The sequence below is a fragment of the Microcoleus sp. MON1_C5 genome (assembly GCF_036701875.1).
Lineage (GTDB): Bacteria > Cyanobacteriota > Cyanobacteriia > Cyanobacteriales > Microcoleaceae > Microcoleus.
Genome location: NZ_JAUBRN010000132.1, coordinates 1 through 4,506 on the forward strand (window position 1 = coordinate 1; position 4,506 = coordinate 4,506).

General features: G+C 46.9%; 3 protein-coding genes. 1 reads left to right on the top strand and 2 read right to left on the bottom strand.

The features are described 5' to 3' along the window. Together QUA71_RS28875 and QUA71_RS28880 are read right to left on the bottom strand one after the other, a co-directional pair. Window positions 1-3,305 (bottom strand): esterase-like activity of phytase family protein (locus QUA71_RS28875; RefSeq protein WP_333290400.1); only part of this gene is annotated, 3,305 nt, incomplete at its 3' end. A 206-nt stretch (window positions 3,306-3,511) separates the two neighbouring features. Further along, window positions 3,512-3,688, bottom strand: coding sequence for a LuxR C-terminal-related transcriptional regulator (locus tag QUA71_RS28880; protein WP_333290404.1), 177 nt, complete (start codon window positions 3,686-3,688; stop codon window positions 3,512-3,514). A gap of 614 nt (window positions 3,689-4,302) precedes the next feature. Here QUA71_RS28880 and QUA71_RS28885 point away from each other — a divergent pair. After that, a complete protein-coding gene (locus QUA71_RS28885) occupies window positions 4,303-4,443 on the top strand; it encodes a hypothetical protein (protein ID WP_333290402.1) in 141 nt (46 codons plus the stop codon). Window positions 4,444-4,506 lie beyond the last annotated feature (63 nt).

Consider the following 4,506-nt stretch of genomic DNA (forward strand, 5'->3'; position numbering starts at 1 on the left):
GGAGTTTCCGTGGGAGTTTCCGTAGGAGTTTCCGTAGGAGTTTCCGTAGGAGTTTCCTTGGGAGTTTCCGTGGGAGTTTCCGTGGGAGTTTCCGTAGGAGTTTCCGTAGGAGTTTCCGTAGGAGTTTCCTTGGGAGTTTCCGTGGGAGTCGGAGTTGGAGTTTCCGTAGGAGTTTCCTTGGGAGTTTCCGTGGGAGTTTCCTTTGGAGTTTCCGTGGGACTCGGAGTTGTTGGAGTCGGAGTTGGAGTTGGAGTTGGAGCTACATCGTTATCTACAATTGTCAACTTCGCCGTACTTTGCGCTCCCACACTTCCACCGTTTGTGGGATTGTTCAGACTAAGCGCAACAATCTCACTTCCCTCTACTAAGGCGTCATCGTTAATCGGAATTGTAAAAGTTTTGCTCATTTCCTCGATCCCAAAGTTTAAGGTTCCTGATGTTGCCGTGTAGTCACTGCCTGCATTAGCAGTCCCGTCGGAAGTGCTGTAGCTGATATCAGCCGCCACATTAGTATTGCTTGTCCGAGTTACGGTAATTGTGGCAACACCCCCGCTTTCACCTATATCGTAATTAGCAGCATTAAAATTAAAACTGCCTGGGTTGGGAATATTGACATTAAAGCTTCCCAAGTTACGGGCTGCGACAAAGTTATTATTGATATCGCTAACTTGGCCCGATTCGATCGCGATCGCATAATTCCCGTTGTCGCCCAAATCCCAACTACCACCAGGTGCCGTAATCTGATAGGTAGCCGTGCGAAGAGTGCCGTTGCCAGTTGGGGTAAAGCTTACCAGTGTCCCTAATTGGTTAAATCCGTTGGATCCTGTCACCCGGATGTCTGAATTATCCAAACTGCTGCTGTTGACAGCAACGTTGTCGCTGTAGTCTACCGTAAAAGTTACTGTAGTGCCCCCACTGACGATAATGTTGGTAGCGGCTAGATTGGAAGCAGCAGGCAGGATCGTATCGGCTGTAATGTCGATGGTGAAGGCTTGGGCTGCGGAAGTTTCTACACCGTTATTCTCAATACCCCCGCTATCCTTTAACGTCGCAGTGACAGTTGCAATGCCACTGAGACCGGAGGCCGGGGTGTACGTGAGGTTGCCCCCTGCGTCGATCGCAGGCTGCACGGTAAATAGAGTGTTATTGTCGTTGCTAAGGTTGAAGCTAACGGTTTGAGTGGATTCGTTGGCAGGGCCCTGAGAGATGATTGTTGCCCAGTTGTTGACTGTTTGCGCTCCCCCACCTGCGATCGCGCTTGAGTCTGCCCCTTTAGTAAAGGAAGGTGCGTCGTTGACAGGATTAACGGTAATTGTTGCTGTCTCGGATGCTGTACTGAAAGCTGCTAACCCCCCCATACTGCTGGCAGTCGAAATATCAGCCGTCCCGCCGTTCGTGAGGGGAGTACCGCTAGAGTTAGTCGTCGTTCCATCCCATGCCTGATAAGTGATATTGGCACTGCCGTTGTAGTCAGCATTGGGAACAAAGCGGATGCTGGCATTGCCTGCTAGCAGTCTCGCTGCTGCTGTTGACGGTGTGCCGAATGCCGTCCAAGTCGAACCGCTATCAGTTGAATATTCCCAACTGCCGTTAGTATTGTCTGTCCCCGTGACTGCAATTCCTCGAGTGTCGGCGGTGTCGGGATCTGTAACTGCACCTGCAATTAAAGCAGAAACTAAGGTGCCGGTGTTGCTAGCAGAAGGTACATCTTCGTTAATTGCTGTTAGTACCCGGGAACCGCTGTTGTTGAGTACAGGTGCGTTGTTGGCTGCAAAGGCTGCGAATCTGGTGGGAAGGGGAAAAGGGTAGCCAAAATTGTTGTCGCTGACAAGAATGAGCGATCGCTTCCCAGTTGCCGTTTGAGAAGGCCCAAATGTCATCCCTTCAAAATTGTCTACAAGTGGCGGAGATCCTGTAATTGAAAAATAAGCAACAGTAGCGATCGGAGTTTTCGATACCGGTGTAATGCTAGCAACACCAGAAGCAATCAAGCCAGTATTGCTTTGAATGTCAGTCGCACCGTTTAAAGAAATTTGATAAAGGTTCAAATCGCCTGAAGCCGGCGGGTTGAAAGAACGTTCGAGAACCAGCAGCGTATTATCATCAACGGCCAGCATTTCAGAAATGCCGTTGCCTGGATCGGTGTTGTAAAGAAATTCCCCGTTTGCGGTGTTTGTGCTTAAGTCATATCTTAAAATTCGCGATCGCGTCCCAGCCATTGTAGTTGAAGCAGCGCCGTCTTGTTCAAGAGCATTTTCTGTTGCTGTAAACAGAAAACTTTGACTGGGAGTAATGGTCAGACTTTCAAAACCTTGATTGTTGCGGATGCCACTGTTAGCATCTGCTGATACGTCGTATTTGGGAGAAGGAATAGTCAGTGGTGGTAAGTTGTTTTGAAATCCTGTTGCAATGGCGAAGCTATTGATAAAAGGCTGGGTATTTGTCAAGAAATTTCCTTCAGAAGAGACGAAGACATTGCCGCCGATGAATCCAATGCCCTCTGTATCCGATGTATCTGGGGGAAAGGGAGGCGGATTGCCAATCGGTGTCACGCCTGTAAAAGTCACTCCTCCTGTTGCCAAGCTACCCGAACTCACATTAGGTATAGTGACGGTGTAAAAGCGAGACGGGCCGGGACTGCCAGAAATATTGCGGCCGTCGGAGATAGCGTAGTAAGTGTTGTTTCCCGCGTAGGTAAGGCCAGATAGTCCACCTACCTGGTTTCCGGAAGCATCAGTTGTATTTGCCGGAAATTGTGCTTGTCCCAAAAATTGTAGGCCGAACACAAATTGATAGCTGGCCATTGTTGCTGGGTCGATCGCCAACCCAGAGGACACCGCTCCCGTTGTATAATCGAGCTGCCAGTCTCCGCCCATAGCGGAACTGCCGATCGGCGTTCTAGAAGCAGCAATTTTTGCCTTGGTTAGCTGACTCAGTTGCTGCACAAAGTTAGCGCCCTTCTCCCCCGCCGCTACATCGCACCCATAAAGCAAAATCTCTCCACTGTCTGCCAGCGATCGCGACCAAAGCTGCAATTCTTTGGCATAAGTTTTTAAATTTGTCAAGTTTAGATCGATCGCGCCTAGCAGCAAACTCGCGGGGCGACCGTGGGAGAGGATATGAATGCTTTTTATATTGCTGCGACTCGCTAGCGCGGTCGTGATTTGTTCTAGTCCATCCCGCGCCCCATCCAGGGTAATAACTTCTGTCCCCGCTGCGATACCGTTGCGGAGAGTTTCGCCATCGGGAAGGGCAGAGTCGAGAAAGGCGATCGAACTAAAAACTGAACTGATAAAATTTGGCATAATACGCCTTTGGTTAGATGACGGTAGGAAAATTAAAGTGTGTAGAGCTTAGCAAATTTAAAGATTGAATGTCATCAGTAAAATTAAAAATCAAGACGAATGATACTAATTTTCCGTGAACCTGCCACAGAGGCATCTTGATAGGAGCGGGTTTAGCCAATAATTCCTTTAAAAAACCGACAATTCCGGTACAAAACCCGCCCTGGTCAAGGTTCGATCGCCAAAAGTTCTTCAGCAACCAATCCTTTCGGAATTGCGAGTACAGCAGCTTGAGTGCGATCGCGCACTTCTAACTTTTGCAAAATTGCGTGTACATGAACCCGCACCGTACCCGGAGCAATGTACAATATTTGTGCAGCTTCCTGATTGCTTTTCCTCCGCAGATAAAGCCAAGATTTCCTGTTCTCGTTTCGTCAGCGGATTTTCCAAAACTTCTGATTTTGACCCAACTTTTACAGGTTCAGGATTAGTAAAAACCGCATTAATTTCCGCAGTTCCTGCCTTATAACACCACGAAGCACGCGCTGCTACCGATCGAATTACCCAAACAAAGTTTGCGCCACAACTGCCTTGAGGCAATATCCCTGAGATGCCCCTGAAATAAACCTTTCAACTATTAACTATTTGGGGTGATTTTAAATATATTTGACTACAAAAAATAGATAATTTTATGTTTAATATAGGCCGATTTTAATCTAGTTATTCCGTAAAAAAGAACTATTGCCGAAGCTCGATTACTGAGTTGGAATAAAATTTTTATATCAAGTGGAGTACAATTTTTTACATTGACTGCAGGCAAGTATAATAGAGAGTTTAAATGAAAGTTCATCACTCTATGTGTAAATGTAAAGTGCTGAGGGAGCTAAAATTATGATTTTTATGAATTCAACGTCTGAATAATATGAATTGACATGACAGTGAGCGGGTTATTTAATTGTAATTAGGCGGAGCGATAGAGGTCAATTTCAGATTAGCCGTTATTCAGGAGACTGAAGCGATGCAGTTACAATTTAGCAACAAACAAATAATCTGGAGCAGTTTGCTGTGCTTTTCGGCAATGGCATTTCCCCTAGCGAGCCAAGCTATAACAGTACAAGAAGTACCTAATCCCCGTCAAGTAAATAACTTGACGGGGTGACAACCCCGTCAAAACATTGATAAAATAAAGGACATAGCCCTTAGACCCCTCTGAAAAAACGGT

Excerpts from the sequence above, each read along its gene's own strand:
- QUA71_RS28885 (WP_333290402.1), top strand. The coding sequence starts at position 4,303 with ATGCAGTTACAATTTAGCAACAAACAAATAATCTGGAGCAGTTTGCTG.